Below are 19757 nucleotides of genomic sequence, written 5' to 3' on the forward strand. Positions count from 1 at the left end.
GTAAAAGATACGCCAGGCGCTTCATTGATTCCGATGCCATGCCGCCGCTATCGTGCGGCGCAGATGCAGACAAAGGGTTGCGTAAAAAGAATGGTGGCCAAGCCTATGCAAGACCGAGATTGGAATACCCGCGCACAGGCGCGCCAGCAACGCCTGAGCCGTGCGGCTGCGGCGCTGGGCCCGCAACTGCGCGGCAAGTGCGTCGCCGCGGAGGCGGCCAAGGCGTTGCTGGAGGCGGTGTTGCAGCCGGGCGATCGGGTTTGCTTGGAAGGCAACAACCAGAAGCAGGCCGACTTTCTGGCCGATGCGCTGGTGGCGGTCGATCCGGCCAGGGTGCACGATTTGCACATGGTGCAGTCGGTGCTGGCGCTGCCGCAGCATCTCGATGTGTTCGAGAAGGGCATCGCCAACCGGCTGGACTTCAGCTTCTCCGGCCCGCAGGGCGCGCGGCTGGCGCGGCTGGCGTCGGCCGGGCGGCTCAACATCGGCGCCATCCACACCTATCTGGAGCTGTTCGCGCGCTACTTCGTGGACCTGACGCCGAACGTCGCGCTGATTGCCGCGCAGGCGGCGGATGCCGAGGGCAACCTCTACACCGGCCCGAACACCGAAGACACGCCGGCCATCGTCGAGGCCACGGCGTTCTCCGGCGGCATCGTGATCGCGCAGGTCAACGAGCTGGTCGATGGCGCCACCACCACGCTGCCGCGCGTGGACATTCCGGCCGATTGGGTCAGCTTCGTGGTGCCGGCGACGCGCCCGCACTTCATCGAGCCGCTGTTCACGCGCGATCCGGCGCAGATCAGCGAGATCCAGGTGCTGATGGCCATGATGGCGATCAAGGGCATTTATGCCGAGTACGGCGTGCAGCGCCTCAACCACGGCATCGGTTTTGACACGGCGGCGATCGAACTGCTGCTGCCCACGTATGGCGAGGCGCTGGGGCTGAAAGGCAAGATTTGCCAGCATTGGGCGCTCAATCCGCACCCGGCGCTGATTCCGGCGATCGAGGCCGGGTGGGTGCAGTCCGTGCACTCGTTCGGCTCCGAGCTGGGCATGGAGGATTACATTCGCGCGCGCTCCGACGTGTTTTTCACCGGGCCGGACGGCAGCCTGCGCAGCAACCGTGCGTTCTGCCAGGCGGCCGGGCATTACGCCTGCGATTTGTTCATCGGCTCGACGCTGCAGATCGACCTGGATGGCAACAGTTCCACCGCCACGCTGGGGCGCATTGCCGGTTTTGGCGGCGCGCCCAACATGGGCGCCGACGCGCGCGGGCGGCGCCACGCCAGCGCGGCCTGGCTCAAGGCCGGGCGCGAGGCGCGGCAAGGGCGCGGCGGTGCGGCCGGCACGCCGCGCGGGCAGAAGCTCGTGGTGCAGATGGTCGAGACCTTTCGTGAGCACATGGAGCCGGCCTTCGTCGAGCGGCTGGATGCCTGGACGCTGCAGGAGCAGACCGGCATGCAATTGCCGCCGATCATGGTCTATGGCGACGACGTGACCCACATCCTCACGGAAGAAGGCATCGCCAACCTGCTGCTGTGCCGCAGCGACGAGGAGCGCGAGCAGGCGATTCGCGGCGTGGCCGGCTACACGCAGGTGGGCCTGGGGCGCGACCGCCGCATGGTCGAGAACCTGCGCGACCGCGGCGTGATCCGCCGCCCGCAGGATCTGGGCATCGACCCGCGCGCGGCCACGCGCAATCTGCTGGCCGCACGCAGCATGCGCGAGCTGGTGCGCGCCTCGGGCGGGCTGTACCAGCCGCCGGCGCGTTTTCGCAATTGGTGAGCGGCCCGGCAATGAAGAAAACGACTTACGCAAATCCGGCGCAGCGAACGTGTTTTGCCGTTGCAAGCCACCGCTGCACATCCTTGTTTGCATAAGTCCTGAAGGAGTTGGCAAGACATGAGCGATATCCCTCCCGGCCTGGAAACCCTGGCCTATACCTTCGACGGCACCGTGCCCGCCGGTGATTTCGCGCCGGTGCTGGTCGGCGTGGTCGGCTCCGGCAACCTGGAAGTGCTGGCCGAGCCCGCCAGCGGCAGCGTCTGCGCCATCGAGGTCAGCACCTCGGCGCGTGGCTTCGGGCCGATCTGGCAGGCCGTGGCGCGTGATTTTCACCAGCGCCACCCGCTGGCCGGCGTGCGCTTCGCCATCAACGACATGGGCGCCACGCCAGCGGTGGTCAGCCTGCGGCTGGACCAGGCCGTGGCCGAGCTGCGCGCCAGCCAGGAGCCAGCCCGATGAGCAGCTACCTCGAATCCACCGCGCGTCAGCGTGTGCAGGCGCTGTTCGATGCCGGCAGCTTCCAGGAATGGCTGCCGCCGGCGGCGCGCCTGTCCAGCCCACACCTGGCGCAATTGGGTGTGCCTTCGTCGTTCGACGATGGCGTGGTGATCGGCCAGGCGCGGCTCGATGGCGCGGCGGTGTTCGTCGCCGCGCAAGAGGGCGAGTTCATGGGCGGCGGCGTCGGCGAGGTGCACGGTGCCAAGCTGGTCGGTCTGCTGCAGCGTGCGCTGCGCGATAAGCCGGCGGCGGTGGTGCTGCTGGCCGAATCGGGCGGCGTGCGGCTGCACGAGGCCAATGCCGGGCTGATCGCGGTTTCGGAGGTGATGCGGGCGCTGCTGGACGTGCGCAACGCCGGCATTCCGGTGGTGGTGCTGATTGGCGGCAAGAACGGCTGTTTTGGCGGCATGGGCATCGTCGCGCGCTGTGCCAACCACATCGTGATGAGCGACGTGGGGCGGCTGGCGATGTCGGGGCCGGAGGTGATCGAGGCCTCGCATGGCGTGGACGAGTTTGACTCTCGTGATCGGGCGCTGGTCTGGCGCACCAGTGGCGGCAAGCACCGCTGGCTCACCGGCGATTGCGACGATCTGGTGGACGACCGCATCGAGGCGTTTCGCACCGCGGCGATTGCCGGCATGCGCCAGCCCGCGCGCGGGCCGGTGGCGCTGGCCGGGCTGGAGGCGGAGCACGCCTTGCTGCAGCAGCGTCTGGCATTGATCACGCCGGAAGAATGGGCGCAGCAAGAGGCCGACGAAGCCACCACCTTGTGGCGACGCCTGGGCGTGGCGCGTGCGGCGGACATTGGGGCGTTGGAGGTGGCGCAGGCCAAGCAGCTGCGGCCACAAGGGGGGCAGGCATGAATTGGCAAGACGTTGCCCAGGCGCTGTTTGGCGCCGACCATGCGATCCGGCAGAACGGCCTGTTTTTGCACGGCACCGGCCAGCTCGATGGTCAGCCCATCACCGTGCTGGGCACCACCGGGCATGCGCCGATTGGCGTGCAGTTGGCGCTGCAGCAGGCGCGCGTGGTGCTCGACACCATTGCGCAGCAGCCGGGCCGGCCGATCCTGCTGCTGATCGACACGCAAGGCCAGCAGTTGCGCCGCCGCGATGAACTGCTGGGCATCAACCGCGCGATGGCGCATCTTGGCATGGCCATCGATCTGGCGCGCCGCCAGGGCCACCGCGTGCTGGGGCTGGTGTATGACCAGGCGCTGTCGGGCGGTTTCATCACTTCGGGGTTGATCGCCGATGCCTGCTACGCACTGCCGGAGGCGGAAATCCGCGTCATGCGCATCCCTGCGATGGCGCGCGTGACCAAGCTGCCCGAAGCCATGTTGGAGCAGTTGGCGCAAGCCAACCCGGTGTTCGCGCCCGGTGTGGACAACTACGTTGCCATGGGCGGTGTGCGCAGCCTTTGGCGCGCCGACGCCGCAGGCGCCCTGGCGCCAACCTTGCGCGCCGCACTGGCCGACACGCCGGTGCGCGATGTCCGCGCCGCCGATGGCGCTGCCCGCGGTGGGAGGCGGTTGGCTGCCGACGTGATCGCGCAGGTGTTGCAGGCGCCGTGATGCAGGCCGCTTCGCCCTTGCAGCGCCATCGCCTGGCCTGGTTGACGCAGGCGGCCTGGGCCAACACGCTGGCGGCAACGCCGTGGGATGAGCCAGCCCAGGCCTGCCTGTCGCACTGGCACCGCCAGCGGTTGCCGCTGGTGGTGGCGCGTCAACCAGAAGTCGGCCGGGCGGCTGCTGCGGGGCCCCAGCGCATCCATCTGGGCCTGGCAATGCCGCAGCAGTGGGGCCGTGGGCGTTTGAGCATCGCCGTTGAGCCAGCGGGCATCCGCGCATGTGGCGACTTCCCGACCATGGCGGCAGTGGCCGACTTGATGCCCCCAGCCTGCCGCCAGGCCTGGCAGGCGCTGACTGCGGCGTTGCGGCGCGAAGGCTGTGAGGCGCGCGTGTACGGCAGCTTTGGCTGGCAGTGGTTGAGCAAGCTGGCATACGTGCGGCCGACGTCCGATGTGGACGTGCTGCTGCCGGTGCGCGATGCCGAGCAGGCCGACCGTGTCGTGGCCTGCCTGAGCGCGTGGCCTGGCGAAGCCCAGGGCATGCCGCGTCTGGATGGGGAACTGGCAGGGCCAGACCATGGCGCGGTGCCATGGCGTGAATGGCAGCGTTGGCGCAACGGCCAGGCGCAGGCCATGCTGGTCAAACGCATCGATGGCGTGCAATTGCACAGCCAACCGTGGTGGCCGACCGCCACGCCCCTGATCAACCCGCAGGGGGCTTGACATGCGCAGCAACAGCAACAGCAGCAAAAGCCGCTACAACGAGGTTGCATGGCCAGTGGCGCCCTCCGTGCGGCCCTGGCGCTGCGCTGAGATTGGCCGCGCCGCCACGCTGGCCCTGCACGACGAGCTGGCGCTGGCGCCCAAGCCGGGGCTGGTGTCGTTCGAGGACAGCGGCAGCCATGACGACATGGACGCCCACACCTTCATGCGCAGCCTGTTCGCGCTGCGCCATTACTTCGTCGAGATCACCGAACTCGGCGCGCAGCAAGTGCCATTCGCACAGTTGCAGGCCTGCGGCATCGCGGCCGAGCAGCGCATGCTGCGTGCCACCGGCGGCATCAACACGCATCGCGGCGCGATCTTCATGCTGGGCCTGTTGTGTGCGGCGGCCGGCAGCGTGGTTGCCACCGGCGCGTCGCCCACGCCGCCGGCCATCCGCGCTGCGCTGCAAACGCATTGGGGCGCGGCGTTGGCGCAGCGCGCGCGCCAGCCTTCCACGCTGCCGGGTGGCATTGCGGTGCAGCGCTACGGCCTGCGCGGCGCCATGCAAGAAGCAGCGCTGGCCTTTCCGGCCGTGTTTGAAGCCGGCTGGCCCGCCTGGCAGCATGCGCGCCTGCGGGGGCTGAGCCCGCGCCAGACGCAACTGCACAGCTTCTTCAGCCTGCTGGCGGTGCTGGACGACAGCAATCTGGTGCACCGTGGCGGCCTGGCAGGCTTGGCCTTCGCCCGTGCCGCAGCGCGCGACTTTCTGCAACAGGATGGCGCCGCCACCGCCGCGGGCTGGCGGCGCGCCGGCGCCATCCACCGCAGCTTTGTGGCGCGGCGGCTGTCGCCGGGCGGCACCGCCGATGCCTTGTCGGCCACCTGCTGGCTGGCGCGCCTGCAAGGCGCACCCGCGACAAGGTAGCGGCGATGGCGCTGGCGTTGTTGTTCTCCGGCCAAGGCATGCAGCATCCGCAGATGCTGCCGTGGCTGCGTGCCGAGGACCCGTTGCTGCGCCAGATGCAGCAGCAACTCGGCGTGGCCGATTGGCGCCTCGCGCTACAGTCGCCCGCATGGGCCAGCGCCAATGCGCATGCTCAATTGGTGCTGACGGCCACCGCGCTGGCGGCGTGGGCGCAACTCTCGGCCGGCGCGGCACTGCCACGGCCCGTGGTGGTGGCTGGCTACAGCGTGGGCGAACTGGCGGCCTGCAGCGTCGCCGGCATGTTCGATGCGGCTACTGCGTTGGCGCTGGCACAGCGGCGTGCCGAAGCGATGGATGCGGCCGCAGCCGGGCAGGATTTCGCCATGCTGGCCGTCAGCGGCCTGGCGCTGGCGCGGCTGGAGCGGCTGTGCCAAGTCACCGGCACCGCGCTGGCCATCCGCAACGGGCCGGACAACGCCGTCTGCGCCGGCCCGCGACCGCAATTGGGCCAATTGCACACCCAGGCCGAAGGGCAGGGCGCGCATTGCACGCCGCTGGCCGTGCGCACCGCCTCGCACACCCCCTGGATGGAGGCGGCGGCGCAGCAGTTCGAAGCCGAACTGGCGCGCCGCCCGCTACAGGCGCCGCAACTGCCCTGGCCTTGCAATACCGGCGAAGTGGTCTGGAGCGCCGAGGCCGCGCGCCGCGCGCTGGCGCGGCAGGTCGTGCAGACCGTGCAATGGCAGGACTGCATGGAGCAGGTGCGCGAGCGCCAGCCCACGGCGGTGCTGGAGATCGGCCCCGGCCAGAGCCTGGCGACGATGTGGAACCGCCGCTACCCCGACATACCGGCGCGCAGCGCCGATGAATTCAAGACCCGGGCGGCTTTGCTGCGCTGGTTGCAGCAACCGGTGTAACACCTGCTGGCCGTGCCATTTTCCCCGCACGGCACCATAAAAAATGGAGACGATGCCCTGATTACCGACCCGGGGCGAATGGCGTCATCGCGGTCAATTCATGCAAGAGCCAGGCGGACGACGGCTGCATGCCATTGAGCAGCGAAACCACGCTGGTGGCACGTTTGCGCAGTGCTGGCGCCATCGTGCCGGGCAAGACCGACGTGCCGGAGATGGGCGCTGGCGCCATCAGCCACAATCCGGTCTGCGGCGCCATCGGCAATGCGTTCAACCCGGCGCTGAGCGCGGACGGCTCCTCCGGCGCTTCCGGCGCCTGTTCGGCGAGGTCGACATCATCGTTGCGCCGACCACTCCGGTCTCGCCATTCCCGTGGACGCAGCTGTATCTGGAACAGATCAATGGCCGCAAGACGCGCAACTACTACCGCTGGCCGGGCCTGACCTGCGTCGTCACCCTGGTCACCAATCCGGCCATCGCATTGCCTTGCGGCGTGGACTACAACGGCATACGCCAGTCCGGATGAGGCCGGTCCCGAGTGACACCTGATCTCGACGAGTGCAAACGGGCTCTGTTGTGCGCTTTGACCTGCCCATGCGCTGGTGGTCGAGCCCGGTTCTGATGTCCCGTCCCTCGGCCGTGTGAAAGATGAGCCACAGATCGCGCCCAGCGGTTCAGGGGACACCTGAAGGCACTCACGTTCACCGCGCCGATGACGAAGCACGGTCGGGTATCCCTGGCGCTGCCCGGCTGCTCCAGCCGAGCGGGGGCGCGCATTTTTTATGGTGTTTCTATGGCATGCACCGATTCATTGCGTGGAATCCATGAAATGGAATATGGCTGCACCGATATGGTGAATCAATCAAGAAAATCCCCATCCTGGGTCATGCGTGACTGCAAGGCCCATTGCGGAATTTCCCTTTGAAAGTTGTTTGTTGGATTGGTCTCTTCACAGATAATCCGATCACGCCCCTGCTTTATATATTTTGGCTGCAGGGTTGGATTGCTGAAATCCATTTGGGTATATGTAGTATCCCGGCTGGTTGATTCAGTGCCACATTCATATTTCTGGAGAATTTTGATGCGCCAATTAAATGCCTGGAAAAAGATGGTTTCCATTATCTCGGTGGCCACTGTTTTGGTGACGCCATTGACAGGCCAGGCGAAGGACGCCGTCAAAATCGCCTTCATCGGCCCGCTCACCGGTGGTGTCTCCTCCACTGGGCTGGGAGGGCGCAATTCGGCACAGCTTGCGGTCGATCAATACAACGCCGATCCCGCCGGGAAGTACCAGGTGGAGCTGGTCAAGCTTGATGATGAATGCAAGCCTGCTGTTGGTGTTCAAGTTGTCACGAGGGCTGCCACGGACCGCTCGATCGTCGGCGCAGTCGGTCATTACTGCTCGGCGGTGGCGATTGTGACCGTGGATACCTTCCACCGCTTCGGCCTGCCATTGGTGATCTGGGGGGCCGTGTTGCCCGAAATCACCTACGGCAACAATTACAAGGAAGTCCATCGCGTCAATGGCACGATGATCAATGAAGGCAAGATGGCTGCCGAATATGTTCACAAGGCGGGTTTCAAGCGGGTGGCCATGATTTATGACACCACGGACTATGGCAAGGGACAGGGAGTGCATTTCACCGATGCGCTCCAGCAGTATCCGGACATCACCGTCACCGGCTCCTATGGGGTCGATGTGAGCCAGCAGGATTTCTCCGCCGAACTCACGGCCGCCCAGCGGGGCAATCCTGACGTGATCTGGTTTGGCGGCCTGACGCCGCAAGGCGTGGCCATCAAGGCCCAGCTCGAGCGCATCGGCATCTCCACGCCCTTCATTGGTGTCTCGGGCATCCTCAATGAAGGCTTCATCGCTGGGTTGGGGCCGGCCGTGGCGGAAGGCGTGGTCTCCTTCCACAACGGCGCACCGATCGAGAAATATGCCCATGGCAAGGAGTTTCTGGCCGCTTACGGTGCCGCGGGCTTCAAGGAAGAGCCCGATGCCTACGGCCCCTTTGCCTATAGCGCGACCAAGCTGCTGATCGATGCCATCGAGAAGGTTGGCCCCAACCGCGCGAAGGTGCGCGATGCGCTCAATGCCACGCGCGACTACGAGAGCCTGGTGGGCACCATCAATTTCGATGAGCATCGCCAGAACATCACCAGTGCCCACCAGTACGTGGTGCAGGACGGCAAGTGGGTCTACTGGGTCGACAGCAAGTATGGCAAGGGTCCGCAATAACGATGCGCTTGGGCGATCCCGAGGCCCAATACCCGGAGCAAATACGACATGGAACTCTCATTCGCCTTCCAGTACCTGGTCAACTTCCTGATGTTGGGCCTGATCTATTCGATCGTTGCCGTGGGCTTCTCGCTGTATTTCGGCGTCGTGGACGTCGTGCAGTTTGCACATGGGGATGTGCTGACACTCGGCGGTTATGCCGGCCTGGCCGGCATTCTGCTGGCCACGGCAGCGGGAGCGTCGGGCCTGGGTCTGGTCCTTGCCATGGTCGGGCTGGCGGTCATTGCGACTGGCGCGGCAGGGGCGCTGATCGGGCGCTACCTGGTCTTGCCGCTGCGGCAGGCTCCGCATATCAATGTGCTGCTCATCACGTTGATGACCGGCACCGCCATTCGCGAGGCGCTGCGCCTGTTCGTGCCGGGCGGCTCCAACCCCAATCCTTTCCCCATGGTGCTGCCGGACAGGCTCATCGGCTTGGCCGGTGCGAGCATTCGCATGAGCAGCATCATCATGCTGGTTGTCGGAGCCGCGGCGATCGCGGGCACCTACTTCCTGCTCAACCACACGCGTCTGGGCCTGGCCGTGCGCGGTGTGGCGCAGGATGAGGAGACCGCCCGTTTCATGGGCATCAACTTCAAGCGCGTGGTGATCCTGACTTTCGTGCTCGGCTCCAGCCTGGGGGCGCTGGCCGGGATCATGTCGGGGCTGTACTACCGGCAGGTGATCTACAACATGGGCGTGATGCTCGGCGTGATCGGCTTTTGCTGCGCAGTGGTGGGCGGGCTGGGCAGCCTGCTGGGAGCGGTGATCGGAGGGTTCCTGTTTGCCGGTCTGCAGACCTTTGCCACCGTCGCGCTGCCCATTCCCAGCGCCTACAAGGATGTCTTCGCCTTCACCATGATGATCTTCATCATCGCCATCCGGCCTACCGGCCTGTTGCGCGAGCGTTTCCAGGAGCGTGTATGAGCCAGAAAGTCCGTATCTCTCCAGATGCCGGGAAGACGGCCGGGAGTGCCGCCGCCGAGGGGCTTCCTCCAGCGGAACAGTCAGTGCATTCGTCGTCGCCTTGGCCCTTCGCCTTGATTGTTGCCACGGGGACGGTCGTCATTGCGCTCGTTCTGCTGTTCGAGTCCGAACTGGCTCTGGCAGCCACACTGGCATTGGCTGCGGTGCTGTGGTGGGGCGGACAGCGCCAGGGTGTGCTGGGCAAGGCCGGCGCATTTGCCGATCACCGGCCGCGGATTGCGCGCGCCATCTTTGCGGGTGCTGCCGCCGTGCTGCTGCTGCTCTTTCATTCGGAGCACTATGCGTTGCTGATGGTGGCCACCGTGCTGTTGTTTGCCGCAGCGTGCGCGGGCATCAACATCCAGACGGGTTTTGCCGGCATCGCCAATTTTGCGGGCGCCGCCTTTTTCGCCTGCGGCGGCTACACGATGGCGGTGCTGACCCAGCATACGGGCGTGCCGCACGTGCTGGCCATTCTGGTGGCTGGCGCGGTGACTGCGGGCATCGGCGCCGTGCTGCTGCTGCCCGTGCTCAGAACGCGTGGCTACTACTCCGCGCTGGTGACCATTGCCTTCGGCATCCTCTGCAGCTCGTTCCTGCAGGTCAATGAGCACCTGGGAGGGGCGCAGGGTCTGCAACTGGGGCCGCTGCACATTCTGGGCTGGGACATGGGGAGCGGCTTCGAGATTGCCGGCCGCGAGGTTTCCTTCTACTTTGCCTACGCCTTGCTGGCTCTGGTGGTGTTCATGCTGGCGTCGTTGCTGGCCCACGCGGTGGAATGGTCGGCCATCGGGGTCAGTTTCGATGCCGTGCGCAACGATGAACTGGTCAGTTCCTCCTTCGGCATCGACTTGCAGCGCTGGAAGGTCACGGCCTTCCTGTTGGGCAACTTCCTGATCGGCATCGCCGGCGCGGTGTACGCGGGCCTCACCAGTTTCGTCAGCCCGTCCGGCGCGACCTTCGAGCAATCACTGCTGTTGATTTCCATCGTCATCCTCGGTGGTATCGGCAACACCTGGGGGGCGCTGCTGGCGGCCGCGCTGGTGGTGCTGGTGCCCGAGAAGCTGCAATCGCTGCAGGAGTACCGGATCCTGATTTTCTCGGTTTCGGTGGTGGCCGTCCTGCTGTTCCGGCCCAAAGGCCTGGTGCCGCGCCGCATGCGTGATTTTTCAGTGACGGGAGGTGTGCAATGAGGCAGACGCAACCGGCCTTGTCCTGCCAAGACGTGACGATGCGTTTTGGTGGTTTGGTGGCACTTGATTCATTCAGCCTGGAGGTGCATCCCGGTGATGTGGTGGGCCTGCTCGGGCCGAACGGTTCAGGCAAGACAACCTTCTTCAACGTCGTGACCGGGCTCTACAAACCTGCTGCCGGGACCATCCGGTTTGGCGGGACGGATTTGTTCGGTAAACCCCCTGCGGAGATCAACCGCGCCGGGATTGCGCGCAGCTTTCAGCGCTGCCGTCTGCTGCTGGAACTGTCGGTCTTTGACAATTTGCTCATAGGCGCGCACAACCGGCTCAACAACGGTTTGCTGCACAACCTGTTCGCCCGCAAGGCCGCGCAGCACTCCATCACCTCATTCATCGGTGCGGCACGCGACCTGTGCGCGCGCTTCAATCCCTACATTGCCGATCACTTGTTCGATCCCGCCGGCGCGTTCAATATGATCGACCGCCGCCGCATCGAGCTGTGCCGCGCGCTGCTGGGCGAGCCCAGGCTGTTGTTGCTCGACGAGCCGTCGGCGGGCATGACGCACGAGGAGACCTTCAGCCTGATGGACGACGTCACGAGTTTCCAGCGGCAGAACCCCGACCTGTCCATCATCCTGATCGAGCATGAAATGCAGGTCATTGAACGGGTCAGTCAACGCTGCGTGGTGTTGAACTTCGGCAAGAAGATCTGTGAAGGCAGCTACCGCGAGGTCATTGCCGACCCGCAAGTGCTAGAGGCGTATCTGGGAGAGGATGCATGAGCATGGGTGAATCTCTTCTGATGGTGGAAGACCTGGTGGCGGGCTATGGCAACGCCGATGTGCTCAACGGCATCTCCGTGCAAGCCGAGGCGGGTGCCATCACCTGCCTGCTGGGCGCCAATGGGGTGGGCAAGAGTACCTTGATCAAGGCGATCTTCGGCCTGATTCCCATCCGTGGGGGGCGTGTGCGTTTCCTCGGACAGGACATCACGGGCTGGGAGACGCATCGTGTGGTGGCGCAGGGGCTGGCCAGCATTCCCGAAGGCAATCGCGTATTCCCGCGCATGTCGGTGATCGACAACCTGCTGATAGGCGCATATCTGGAGCGCTCGCGCAGCAAGATTGCGGCGCGGCTGGACCGGGTGCTCGCGCTGTTTCCCCGGCTGGCCGAGCGCCGCGACCAGTTCGCGGGCACCCTCTCTGGCGGGGAGCGTTCGATGCTCTCGATCGGCCGCGGCCTCATGAGCAGCCCCCGGCTGCTGGTCATCGATGAGCCGTCGCTGGGGCTGTCGCCGCTCTTCGTGAAGGAGAACTTCAAGCTGATCCGGCAACTGGGGGATGACGAATGCACGATCCTGCTCGTCGAGCAGAACGTCAAGCAAACCCTGGCAGTTTCGCAATATGGCTATGTGATTTCGCAAGGGCGGGTGGTGATGGAAGGCTCCAGTGAGCGTTTGCGCCAGAGCCCGGAAGTCAGTGAGGCGTATTTTGGCGACAAGAACCAGTGAGAGTGAGCGGTTTTCGAAAGAACAAGGAGCAAGCATGAATGTCGAACTTCCACGGCTGTTCCCGCGCCGCAAGCCCGAAGGCTTCACACCGGCCGTGCAACGCTGGTCGGCCCGATTCCCCTCGGGGTGTACCGCGCTGCATGTCGGATTCTTTGCTGTGCAGATTCCCGCAGCCTCCGGCGGCGGGACGTTTGCTGCCGACGCTGCTTATGACACCTGGCGACAGCAGGCCTTCGGCGGGCCGCATGCCCCCATCTCGGTGGACCACGCCAGCTACCAGGATGATGCGGGCGCGCTCAACCGGGTCACCGCCGCGTACTGGACGGACTCGGCCGCCTTCATGGCCTGGTGCCACTCGCCGGAACTGGGCGGCTGGTGGAGCCAGGCCGAACGGGAGAATGCCGATGCGGGTTACTGGCGCGAGATGCTGACCGTTCCCCTGGAGCGGCTGGAGACGCTCTACTGGTCCGACTACCCTGCGGCCTTGAGCAAGGCGCTGCCTGTCGACCCGGCGACCTACAGCGGTTACTTCGGTGCCATGCGCGACCGCATCGCGTTGGCGGCCATCGATCCGCTGGACGGTGCGGCGGCCCTTCCTCCGGCACGCCCGGTCGAGGCCCGGCGCCGCTACCTGGTCGTGCCTCCACACAATCTGGCCATGATCCGCTCGGCCAGCTACTGGGGGCGCTGCGATGCCGAGCAGCAGGCCGACTACGAGCAGAAGCTGCGGGACCCTCTGGCGCAGGGCATGGACTATCTGCGCAGCCATCCGTCCGAGAGCGGCTGCTGTTCGCTGCGCTTTCAGCGCACCGAAGATGCCACTGGCCAATTGCAGCCGGAGACGCATGCGCTGGCCTACTTTCTCAGCCTTGGCGACCTGGAGCGATGGGCTGAGGGCCATGCCTCGCACAAGGTCATATTCGATGCAGCCATCGCCCGCTACCAGAAATATGGCGCGCAGAACCAATTGCGGACATGGCATGAGGTGTTTGTGCTGCCCAGGGAAGGACAGCATTTCGAGTACATCAACTGCCACTGTGCAACGGGCTTGCTGCCGTTTTTCGATCGCATCGCCCTGTAGCTGCGTACCTACCGGCACGGATCGCGCCGTCTCCCTCCGCTTGCGGCAGTGCATGCCGCAGTTCCCCTTCCTTTCTTCATCCGTCCCATCATGTCATTGCCTACCGTCAAAGTCGCCGCCGCCCATGCCGCCTCGGTCCACCTGGACAAGCGTGCCAGTGTGCAGAAAGCCCTCAGCCTCATCGCCGAGGCCGCGCGCCATGGTGCGGAAATGGTGGTGTTTCCCGAGTCGTTCATCCCCGGTTTTCCCATCTGGGCAGCGCTGTGGGCGCCCATATACAACCACGAATGGTTCAAGCGCATGGTGGCCAACAGCCTTCGAATCGATGGCCCTGAACTGGCGGAAATCAAGGCCGCGGCCAGACACCATGGGGTATTCGTCTCGCTGGGATTCAGTGAGTCCACCCCCGCCAGCCTGGGGTGTATCTGGAACTCCAATGTGCTGATTGGCGATGATGGCAGGTTGCTCAACCACCATCGCAAGCTCGTTCCCACGTTCTATGAAAAGATGGTCTGGGCCCCCGGCGACGGGCATGGCCTGCACGTGGCGGATACGCGCATTGGCCGGATCGGTGCACTCATTTGCGGCGAGAATACCAACCCGCTGGCTCGTTATGCGCTGGCGGCCCAGGGCGAGCAGATCCACGTCTCCGCCTGGCCCCCCATCTGGCCGACGCGCAAGCCCGGGGCCAACAACTTCAACAACGTGGAAGCCAACCGCATTCGTGCGGGTGGTCATTCCTTTGAAGCCAAAGCCTTTGGCATCCTGTGCGCAGGGTTCCTGGACCGCGCCACGAAGAACATGTTGCTGGAGCGGGCGGACGCCGATACCTGCGAAGTGATCGAGAACACCCCCCAGGCGGCGACCCAGTTCCTTTCTCCGACAGGCGAAAGTGTGGGCGACATCCTTCAGTTGGAGGAAGGCATTGCCTATGCCACGTTCGATCTCGATGCCTGCATCGAGCCCAAGCAGTTTCACGACATCGTCGGCTACTACAACCGTTTCGACGTGTTCGATCTGAAAATCGACCGGCGTCGCACCGTGCCAGCCACCTTCGTCGGCGACGCGTTTTCCGCGGAAGGCCCCGACGCCATGACCGACCTTGTCGAGATGCGGCCGGCTGATGCACCGGGCAGGCTGCTGCAGCATCTGTGAGAACTTGTTCAAAGTCTTGGCATGAGAGCCGTTGTGGTTGAAAGGTTGTGGCTGCAAGGCGCAAAACGCAGCCGGGCTGGTGGCCCGGCGAGGCTTTGCAACGCCGCAGACGCAGCATTTCAGCCGCAACCCACAGGGCATGGCGTTGCCATGCGGATCCATACAGAGACTTTGAACAGGTTCTGGAGCCGCGCATTTCTCCCAAAGGGCATCATTCTTGCTTGCCGCGAGCCGGAACAGGTCCGGTTCTGGGCCGGGCTGTGTAGGAATATGGCATGGATTTCAAACGCATCAGTTGGGACGACCTTCGGGTGTTTCTGGAAGTTGGCCGCAACCGTACGCTGTCTGCTGCGGCGCGGCAACTGGGGCTGGACGACTCCACCGTCAGCCGCCGCATCGCCCAGCTTGAATACCGCCTTGGTGAAGCCTTGCTGGAGCGCGATCACCAGGGAGCGAGACCGACGGCCAGAGGTGTCCAGTTGCTGGAGCATGTGCGCGAAATGGAGCGTGGCATGCTGGCCTTGGCCGAGGATATGGAGGATCCGGCCTTGCCGACCGGCAAGGTCCGGCTGGCATCCATGGAGGGGATTTCCACGCTGTATCTCTCGGGCCAGTTCACCGAGCTGCGCAGACGGCACCCTCAATTGCTGATCGAGCTGGTGACCTCGTCGAACATGGTTCATGTCAACCGGCGTGAAGCGGATCTGCTCATCACATTCTTCCCGCTCGAGGCGCGCGGCCTGGAGGTCATGCCCGTCGGCGAGTTCCGTCTGCATCTGTACGCGGCCCCGGCCTACCTGGCGCAAAAGGGCACGCCCAGGAGTCTGGAGGCCCTGTCATCCCATGCCTTCGTTTCCTACATTGACGACCTGGTGCAGCTGGATACGGTGCGGTGGCTGCAGGAGACCATCGCCGAGCCGCAGGTGGTTTTCCAGTCCACCAGCATGCTGTCGCAAATGTTTGCGGCGGCCTCCGGGGCGGGTCTGGTCATGCTGCCTGAATTCGCTCGCGCCGAGCAGTTGTATGGGCTGGTGCGCGTGCTGGAGCAGGAAATTCAAACCAAGCGCACGTTGTGGCTATCGGTGCACCGTGATCTTCAATACATGCGCAGGGTGAAGACCGTGATCGGGTTTCTGCGCGAGATCTTCAATCGCGACTATCCATGTCCCCCCGGGGTGCTGCCCATGGATTGACCACATGATGCGAGGAGCCCCCATCGTCGGTTCCGAATGGAACCCACTGGTGGTGCTGCTCGCAGAGGCTGGCAGTGGGGGCGCTGAACGAATGGATGATCATAAATTGAGAAACACTCGCATTCTTGGTGGGGCCAGCAGCCAACGGGCAACGCGATGATGCCTGGCGCGGCTACACTACGGGCGCAACCAATGGCAGCGGCTGCGCCTCGGTGGGCGCGGGTTGCGCCACCGGTGCAGCCCGCACAGAGAGACATCCATGGCCCAGCCCATCATCACCAGCCTGCTCGATACCGATCTCTACAAGTTCACCATGTGGCAGGCGATGCTGCACCGCCACCCCCAGGTGCAGGCCGAGTACCGCTTCGTGTGCCGCAAGAAGCCTGAGTTGCCGCTCAGCAGTCTGGTCGAGGCCGTCGACCGCGAACTCGATCATCTGTGTCAGTTGCGCTTCAGCGAGCCTGAACTGCAATTCCTTGGCAAGCTGCGCTTCATCAAGTCGGACTTCGTCGACTTCCTGCGCATCTTCCAGTTCCAGCGTCGCTTCATCCAGACCAGCGTGGAGGGCGACGAGCTGCACATCAATGCGGTGGGGCCGCAGGTGCATGTGATGGCGTTCGAGATCTTCGTGCTGGCCATCGTCAACGAGCTGTATTTCCGCCAGTTCGACAGCCGCGCCGCGCTGGCCGAGGGCCAGCGGCGCCTGGAAGGCAAGGTCGAGGAGCTCAAGACCCTGGGCAAGGAGGCGGCGCTGCGCCACCCGTTCGAGCTGTTCGACTTCGGGGTGCGGCGGCGCTTCTCGGGTCCGTGGCAAAAGCACGTCGTCAAGACCTTCGTGGAGGAGACGCCGCAGTGGTTCAAGGGCACCTCCAACGTGTTGCTGGCCAAGGATCTGGACATCGTGCCCATCGGCACCATGGCGCACGAATACTTCCAGACCTACCAGGCGCTGGGTGTGGTGCAGCTGCGCAACTTCCAGAAGGCGGCGCTGGAGAGCTGGGTGCAGGAGTACCGGGGCGACCTGGGCATCGCGCTGACCGATACGGTGGGCATGGATGCGTTCCTGCGCGACTTCGACCTGTACTTTGCCAAGCTGTTCGATGGCCTGCGCCATGATTCGGGCGATCCGATCGCCTGGGGCGAGAAGGCGCTGGCGCATTACGCGCGGCTGCGCATCGATGCGCACACCAAGCGCATGGTGTTCTCCGACGGCCTCGATATCCGCGAGGCGCTGCGCATCTACCACCACTTTGCCGACCGCACGCAATGCGGCTTCGGCATTGGCACGCAGCTGACCAACGACATGGGGCTGGAGCCGCTGTCCATCGTGATGAAGCTCACCAGCGCCAATGGCCAGCCGGTGGCCAAGCTGTCCGATTCGCCCGGCAAGCTGCTGTGCGATGACCAGACCTTCCTCGATTACCTGCGCAAGGTTTTCGACGTCCGGCCGTGAGAACCAGGAGCCTCCGCCATGGCTGATTTCGACGCAGCGGTTTTCATCGGCCGTTTCCAACCGCCGCACCGTGGCCACATGGCCATGCTGCGCCATGCCCTGGACGCGGCCTCGCGCGTGGTGGTGGTGCTGGGCTCGGCCCACCAGTCGCGCATGCCCAAGAACCCCTTCACCTGGCAGGAGCGTCGCGCCATGATCGAGGCAGCGCTCGCGCCGGCCGATCGCCAGCGCGTGCTGTACCTGCCGATGCGCGACTTCTACGACGAAGCGCGTTGGGTGCAGGCGGTGCGCAATGGCGTGCGGCTGTTGCTGGATTCCGTCCGGGGCGGCGGCGCTGCGGCTTCTGCAGGCCCGGCGCCGCAGGTGGCGCTGGTCGGCCATTTCAAGGACGACAGCAGTGCCTATCTGGCACAGTTTCCCGACTGGCAGCTGCTCAACTTCCCGCGCCAGAGCGATACCGACGCCACGCTGGTGCGCGAAGCCTGTTTTGCCGCGGCGGATGACCACGATCCGCACCTGCAGGCCGTGCTGCACGAACATGTGCCGCCGGCCGTGCGCGACTGGCTGCTGGCCTGGCGCCACAGCACCGAGTTCGCCAGCCTGCGCCAGGAGTGGCAGATGCTGCGCGACTACCGCCAGTCCTGGGCCTCGGCGCCTTTCACGCCGATGTTCGTTACCGTCGATGCCCTGGTGCAGTGCCAGGGCCATGTGCTGCTGATCGAGCGCGGCCGCGCGCCCGGCAAAGGCCTGCTGGCGCTGCCTGGCGGCTTTCTGGAGCCGCGCGACACGCTGTGGCAGTCCTGCCTGCGCGAGCTAATGGAAGAAACCGCCATCGGCCTGAGCGAGGCGGAGTGGAAAAGCGCATTCCGCACCGTGCGGGTGTTCGACCACCCCGATCGCAGCCAGCGCGGCCGCACCATCACCCACGCGTTCCATTTCGACCTGGGCCATGTGGCGCTGCCGCCTGTGCAGGGAGGGGACGACGCCCAATCCGCCGCCTGGGTGCCGATCCAGCAGATTGGCACCATGCCCGAGCGCTTCTTCGAGGACCATTTCTTCATTCTCGACGTGTTCCTGCAACTCACCCACGAGGTCGCGCTGCGCGAACTGCGCTGAGGCCCGGAGGCCTTTTGCGGCTGCCATGAAAAAACCGGCATGGCAGCCGGTTTTTTCGTGCTCTCCAGCGATCTGCCGGTGAGCCGGCAGCCAGATGGGCTGCCGATGCCGGTGCTCCGCTCAGTTGAACGGGTTCGGACGCACCGTCTTGTCGCTCGATGGAGGCAGTTGCGGCAGCACGAAGGAAGGTTGGTCGCCGGTCAGGGTCTTGAGGAAGCCGACGATCAGCCCGTTTTCTTCTTCGGTGAACTTCTTGCCCAACTGCAGGCGTCCCATGGTGTCGACGGCCTGGCTGAGGGTGTCGGCCGCGCCGTCGTGGAAGTACGGGTAGGTCAGTTCCACGTTGCGCAGCGTCGGCACCTTGAAGTTGAAGCGGTCGGCATCGTCGCCGGTGACGGCAAAGCGGCCTTCGGCGGGGTTGTCGGTCTGGTACGGCTCGATCAGGCCCATGCGCTGGAAGGAGTTGCCGCCGACGTTCGGGCCGTTGTGGCAAGCGATGCAGCCACTTTCCTTGAAGAGCTGGTAGCCCTTGAGTTCATCTTCGGTGATGGCCTTCTTGTCGCCCTTGAGCCACTTGTCGAAACGCGAGTTCGGGGTCACCAGGGTTTCCTCGAATGCGGCGATGGCGGTGGTCACCTCATCGATGCTCAGCTTGTCGTCGCCGAAGACGGCCTTGAACTCGTTGACGTAGCCGGGGATCGACTGCAGCATGTCCACTGCCAGCTCATGGCTGAAAGCCATTTCCATCGGGTTGGCGATCGGGCCGCCTGCCTGCGCGCGCAGGTCCGCGGCACGGCCGTCCCAGAACTGCGCCAGGTTCAGGCTGGAGTTGAGCACGGTGGGCGAGTTGATCGGGCCCTGTTGCCAGCGGTCGCCGATCGAGCTTTTCAGGTTGTCCGAGCCACCCATGCTGAGGTTGTGGCAGGAGTTGCAGGAGATGAAGCCCGAGCGGGACAGCCGCGGATCGAAGAACAGCTTGGCGCCCAGGTCCACCAGCGCCTGGTTCGTTACCTTGGCCGGCTCGATCGGCTGCAGGGGTTCGTCGGACTGGGCCATGGCGGCGCCCGCCAGGCAAAGCAGGCTGGCAATGCCGAGTTTGCTGACCTGCAGCAGGGGGGATGAGGGGTGTCGTGTATTTTTCATCGTGGTTCTTTCAGGAGTCGCGGACCCGGGGCCCGGCGTGGCCTTCGAAGCACCCCGTTCATTCGAGTTCACCCGATGTGACCAAGGTGCGTATTCACTGTAGGGAAGGTCGCAACAGTGTGTGTTGAGCTGTATCAAGAGTGCGGGTATTGGCGGATGCCGATGTGCTCATCGAGCATCGGTGGCGTATAGGCATGGCGACGCCGCGACGCGGCAGGGCATTCGTGGTGAAGTCCCCATGAAGGCGAGGCAGATCTGCTGGCGCGG

19 protein-coding genes and 1 pseudogene are annotated in these 19757 nt (G+C 64.9%); 19 read left to right on the forward strand and 1 reads right to left on the reverse strand.

All coding sequences use genetic code 11. The annotated features are described in order from the left end of the window. Nucleotides 1-105: 105 nt before the first annotated feature. The 19 genes and pseudogenes from mdcA (at nt 106) to EV687_RS12405 (ending at nt 18347) form a co-directional block, all read left to right on the forward strand. Nucleotides 106-1788, forward strand: coding sequence for a malonate decarboxylase subunit alpha (gene mdcA / locus EV687_RS12320; protein WP_122228971.1), 1683 nt, complete (start codon nt 106-108; stop codon nt 1786-1788). A 117-nt stretch (nt 1789-1905) separates the two neighbouring features. Continuing rightward, nucleotides 1906-2247 (forward strand): malonate decarboxylase acyl carrier protein, encoded by a 342-nt coding sequence (gene mdcC, locus EV687_RS12325; protein ID WP_122228250.1) that lies wholly within the window; start codon nt 1906-1908, stop codon nt 2245-2247. Beyond that, on the forward strand, nt 2244-3149 hold the full coding sequence (locus EV687_RS12330; RefSeq protein ID WP_122228247.1) for a biotin-independent malonate decarboxylase subunit beta: 906 nt from the start codon (nt 2244-2246) through the stop codon (nt 3147-3149). The genes mdcC and EV687_RS12330 overlap by 4 nt, the downstream gene beginning before the upstream one ends. Then, the gene (gene mdcE, locus EV687_RS12335) at nt 3146-3859 is read left to right on the forward strand and encodes a biotin-independent malonate decarboxylase subunit gamma (RefSeq protein ID WP_122228244.1); all 714 of its coding nucleotides are present in this window, start codon (nt 3146-3148) and stop codon (nt 3857-3859) included. Before EV687_RS12330 ends, mdcE begins: the two co-directional genes overlap by 4 nt. Next, a complete protein-coding gene (mdcG, locus tag EV687_RS12340) occupies nt 3859-4578 on the forward strand; it encodes a malonate decarboxylase holo-[acyl-carrier-protein] synthase (protein WP_122228241.1) in 720 nt (239 codons plus the stop codon). Before mdcE ends, mdcG begins: the two co-directional genes overlap by 1 nt. 1 nt (nt 4579) lies before the next feature. Next, entirely contained in the window at nt 4580-5485 is a 906-nt protein-coding gene (gene mdcB, locus EV687_RS12345; RefSeq protein ID WP_122228238.1) for a triphosphoribosyl-dephospho-CoA synthase MdcB, read from the forward strand. A 5-nt stretch (nt 5486-5490) separates the two neighbouring features. Beyond that, a complete protein-coding gene (locus tag EV687_RS12350; RefSeq protein WP_122228235.1) occupies nt 5491-6402 on the forward strand; it encodes an acyltransferase domain-containing protein in 912 nt (303 codons plus the stop codon). Nucleotides 6403-6530: 128 nt separating this feature from the next. After that, nucleotides 6531-6592: pseudogene (locus EV687_RS19410) on the forward strand (hypothetical protein); the annotation flags it as partial. A 54-nt stretch (nt 6593-6646) separates the two neighbouring features. Further along, nucleotides 6647-6925 carry an amidase family protein gene (locus tag EV687_RS19415; protein WP_423201091.1) on the forward strand — a complete coding sequence of 93 codons (279 nt, stop codon included), beginning with the start codon at nt 6647-6649 and terminating at the stop codon, nt 6923-6925. Nucleotides 6926-7402: 477 nt separating this feature from the next. Continuing rightward, nucleotides 7403-8641: a branched-chain amino acid ABC transporter substrate-binding protein gene (locus EV687_RS12360; protein WP_242612617.1), complete on the forward strand. Its 1239-nt coding sequence runs from the start codon at nt 7403-7405 to the stop codon at nt 8639-8641. A 48-nt stretch (nt 8642-8689) separates the two neighbouring features. Further along, complete coding sequence (locus tag EV687_RS12365) at nt 8690-9607, forward strand: branched-chain amino acid ABC transporter permease (RefSeq protein WP_122228226.1); 918 nt, start codon at nt 8690-8692, stop codon at nt 9605-9607. Between the two features lie 113 nt (nt 9608-9720). Further along, nucleotides 9721-10839 carry a branched-chain amino acid ABC transporter permease gene (locus tag EV687_RS12370; protein ID WP_242612618.1) on the forward strand — a complete coding sequence of 373 codons (1119 nt, stop codon included), beginning with the start codon at nt 9721-9723 and terminating at the stop codon, nt 10837-10839. Next, nucleotides 10836-11621: an ABC transporter ATP-binding protein gene (locus EV687_RS12375; RefSeq protein ID WP_122228219.1), complete on the forward strand. Its 786-nt coding sequence runs from the start codon at nt 10836-10838 to the stop codon at nt 11619-11621. The genes EV687_RS12370 and EV687_RS12375 overlap by 4 nt, the downstream gene beginning before the upstream one ends. A gap of 2 nt (nt 11622-11623) precedes the next feature. Beyond that, nucleotides 11624-12349, forward strand: coding sequence for an ABC transporter ATP-binding protein (locus EV687_RS12380; RefSeq protein WP_122228216.1), 726 nt, complete (start codon nt 11624-11626; stop codon nt 12347-12349). Nucleotides 12350-12383: 34 nt separating this feature from the next. Next, nucleotides 12384-13430 carry a phenylacetaldoxime dehydratase family protein gene (locus EV687_RS12385; protein ID WP_122228213.1) on the forward strand — a complete coding sequence of 349 codons (1047 nt, stop codon included), beginning with the start codon at nt 12384-12386 and terminating at the stop codon, nt 13428-13430. A gap of 90 nt (nt 13431-13520) precedes the next feature. Beyond that, nucleotides 13521-14585 carry a carbon-nitrogen hydrolase family protein gene (locus tag EV687_RS12390; RefSeq protein ID WP_122228210.1) on the forward strand — a complete coding sequence of 355 codons (1065 nt, stop codon included), beginning with the start codon at nt 13521-13523 and terminating at the stop codon, nt 14583-14585. 275 nt (nt 14586-14860) lie between these two features. After that, on the forward strand, nt 14861-15778 hold the full coding sequence (locus tag EV687_RS12395; protein ID WP_122228207.1) for a LysR family transcriptional regulator: 918 nt from the start codon (nt 14861-14863) through the stop codon (nt 15776-15778). A gap of 259 nt (nt 15779-16037) precedes the next feature. Further along, nucleotides 16038-17231, forward strand: a complete 1194-nt coding sequence (gene pncB, locus EV687_RS12400) for a nicotinate phosphoribosyltransferase (RefSeq protein ID WP_122228204.1) — start codon at nt 16038-16040, stop codon at nt 17229-17231. 18 nt (nt 17232-17249) lie between these two features. Then, nucleotides 17250-18347 carry a bifunctional nicotinamide-nucleotide adenylyltransferase/Nudix hydroxylase gene (locus EV687_RS12405; RefSeq protein WP_122228202.1) on the forward strand — a complete coding sequence of 366 codons (1098 nt, stop codon included), beginning with the start codon at nt 17250-17252 and terminating at the stop codon, nt 18345-18347. Nucleotides 18348-18467: 120 nt separating this feature from the next. Here EV687_RS12405 and EV687_RS12410 read toward each other — a convergent pair whose 3' ends face one another. After that, nucleotides 18468-19403: a cytochrome-c peroxidase gene (locus tag EV687_RS12410; RefSeq protein ID WP_423201092.1), complete on the reverse strand. Its 936-nt coding sequence runs from the start codon at nt 19401-19403 to the stop codon at nt 18468-18470. Nucleotides 19404-19757 lie beyond the last annotated feature (354 nt).

The organism is Corticibacter populi (assembly GCF_004217315.1).
Classification (GTDB): Bacteria; Pseudomonadota; Gammaproteobacteria; order Burkholderiales; family Burkholderiaceae_C; genus Lampropedia; species Lampropedia populi.